3 protein-coding genes are annotated in these 2,073 nt (G+C 69.6%); 2 read left to right on the top strand and 1 reads right to left on the bottom strand.

Features of this window, described 5'->3' with window-relative positions; all coding sequences use genetic code 11:
* Together VFX99_RS15965 and VFX99_RS15970 are read left to right on the top strand one after the other, a co-directional pair.
* The coding region (locus VFX99_RS15965; protein ID WP_329667274.1) for a M20/M25/M40 family metallo-hydrolase at positions 1-817 on the top strand (817 nt) is incomplete at its 5' end.
* Positions 814-1,410 carry an XRE family transcriptional regulator gene (locus tag VFX99_RS15970; RefSeq protein ID WP_329667275.1) on the top strand — a complete coding sequence of 199 codons (597 nt, stop codon included), beginning with the start codon at positions 814-816 and terminating at the stop codon, positions 1,408-1,410. The genes VFX99_RS15965 and VFX99_RS15970, both read left to right, overlap by 4 nt.
* Positions 1,411-1,429: 19 nt before the next feature.
* On the opposite strand, the gene VFX99_RS15975 is transcribed toward VFX99_RS15970, so the two are convergent.
* The gene (locus VFX99_RS15975; RefSeq protein ID WP_329667276.1) at positions 1,430-1,840 is read right to left on the bottom strand and encodes an alpha/beta hydrolase; all 411 of its coding nucleotides are present in this window, start codon (positions 1,838-1,840) and stop codon (positions 1,430-1,432) included.
* Positions 1,841-2,073 lie beyond the last annotated feature (233 nt).

The raw sequence follows: 2,073 nt of genomic DNA on the forward strand, positions 1-2,073 counted from the left end.
ACTCGCACTGACCGCTCGAGAAGGCGACACGTTCGCCGACGTCGCCCGCCGCGACGGCCTCGACCCTGCCTCGATGGGAACGGATGCTGCCGCGCTCGCGCGCGTCGGAGCCTTCGTGGAGTTGCACGTCGAGCAGGGCCGCGGGCTCATCGATCTCGGTGAGCCCGTCGCGATCGCCTCTTCGATCCTCGGCCACGGCCGCTGGAGCGTCACCGTGGACGGACAGGGAAACCACGCCGGCACCACGCTCATGGCAGACCGCCACGACCCGCTCGTCGCCGCTGCGCGGATGGTGGTCGAGATCCGCGACCTGGCCCGGCGCACCGAGGACGCCCGCGCGACCGTCGGCCGACTGGAACCCGTCCCCGGCGGCACCAATGTGATCGCCTCGCGGGTGCGTTTCTGGATCGACATTCGGCATCCGGAAGACATCGTCACGGCATCCCTCGTCTCCGACGTCCGCGACCTCGTCGCTCGCGCCGCGCAAGCCGAAGGATGCGTCGCGGAGGTCCGCGAGGAATCCATGAGTCCCACGGTCGACTTCGACCTCGGGCTGCGCGACGCGCTGCGCCGAGCCCTGCCGACCGCTCCCGCGCTGGGCACAGGAGCCGGACACGACGCCGGCATCCTCGCGTCGTCGGTGCCCACCGCCATGCTGTTCGTGCGCAATCCGACCGGCATCTCGCACTCCCCAGAGGAACTCGTCGAAGATGCGGATGCCGAGACCGGGGCAGTCGCATTGGCTGCCGTGCTCGGACAGCTCGCGTCAGCCGAATCGATCGGCGGCTCTGCGCCCCAACCTATGATGGCGAAGTGACTTCGGCGCGGCAGGCAGAGAACGACTCACCCGGCGGCGTGCTCGAGCCGATCATCGCCCAGCAGGTGCGTCGGTACCGCAGCGAGCAGGGCATCTCGGCCGCAGACCTCGCGGCGCGGACCGGCCTCTCGAAGGCGATGATCTCGAAGATCGAGTCGGCGACGACGTCGTGTTCGCTGACGACTCTGCAGCGTCTCGCCGACGGTTTCGGCATCCCGGTCACGGCGCTGTTCCGAGGGTCGGCGAGCGATCGCGAGGCGTCGTTCACGAAATCCGGCGCGGGCAGCGTGAGCGTCCGCAGCGGCACCCAGCACGGGCACGTGTATCAAATGCTCGGGGTGCTCAAGGACACTCCGGATGCGCTGGAGCCCACACTCGTGACGCTGACCGACGCGTCGAATGTGTTTCCGCTGTTCCAGCATCCCGGCACCGAGTTCCTGTACATGCTCGAGGGCCGCATGACCTACGGCCACGGCGGATACGAATACGAGATGGAGCCCGGTGACGGGCTGCTGCTCGACGGCGAGGCGGCGCACGGTCCTCTCGAGCTGCACCAGGTGCCGATCCGGTTCCTGGCGGTGCGGTCGCGCTGACCGCGGGCGGTCAGGCGCGTCAGCGCTCCCTGACCGGATGCAGCGGCCCCGGCTGACCGGCGAGGAACTCCTCCAGCGCGGCCGCCAGCTCATCCGGCGCCTCCTCCGCGACGTGGTGGCCGCTCCCGATGATCCGGCCCGTGTAGTCCGTCGCCCAGTCGCGCCACACCTCCATCGGATCGCCGTGCAGCATGTCCTGCGGCGACCAGAGCAGCAGGAGCGGCGCCCTGATGCGGCGGCCCTCCGCGCGATCGGCCTCCTCGTTCTCGCGATCGATGCCCAGGCCCGCGCGGTAGTCCTCGAGCATGGCGTGCACCGTTTCGGGATTGCGGATGGCCGCCAGCCACTCGTCGTGATTCTCGGCACCCATCACCGCGCGGTCGCCGTGGTACCAGGCATCCGGATCGGCGTTGATGACCCGCTCGGGCACCTCGGGCTGGGCGAAGAAGAACCAGTGCCACCAGTCGGCGGCGAACTCGGCGGTGCACCGTCCGACCTGATGCCAGGTCGCTGAGGTGCGGGATGCCCGTGCAGGAGCACGACGGGCGCACCACCCTCGCCGCTATGGCGGACGAAGATCTCCGCTCCGTCGACGGCAATCGTCTCCGCGGTGAACCCGTCGAACACTCAGAGGTCCTCGGGTGAGAGGTCTCCCTGTCCGTC

This window comes from Microbacterium sp. (genome assembly GCF_036277215.1).
Classification (GTDB): domain Bacteria; phylum Actinomycetota; class Actinomycetes; order Actinomycetales; family Microbacteriaceae; genus Microbacterium.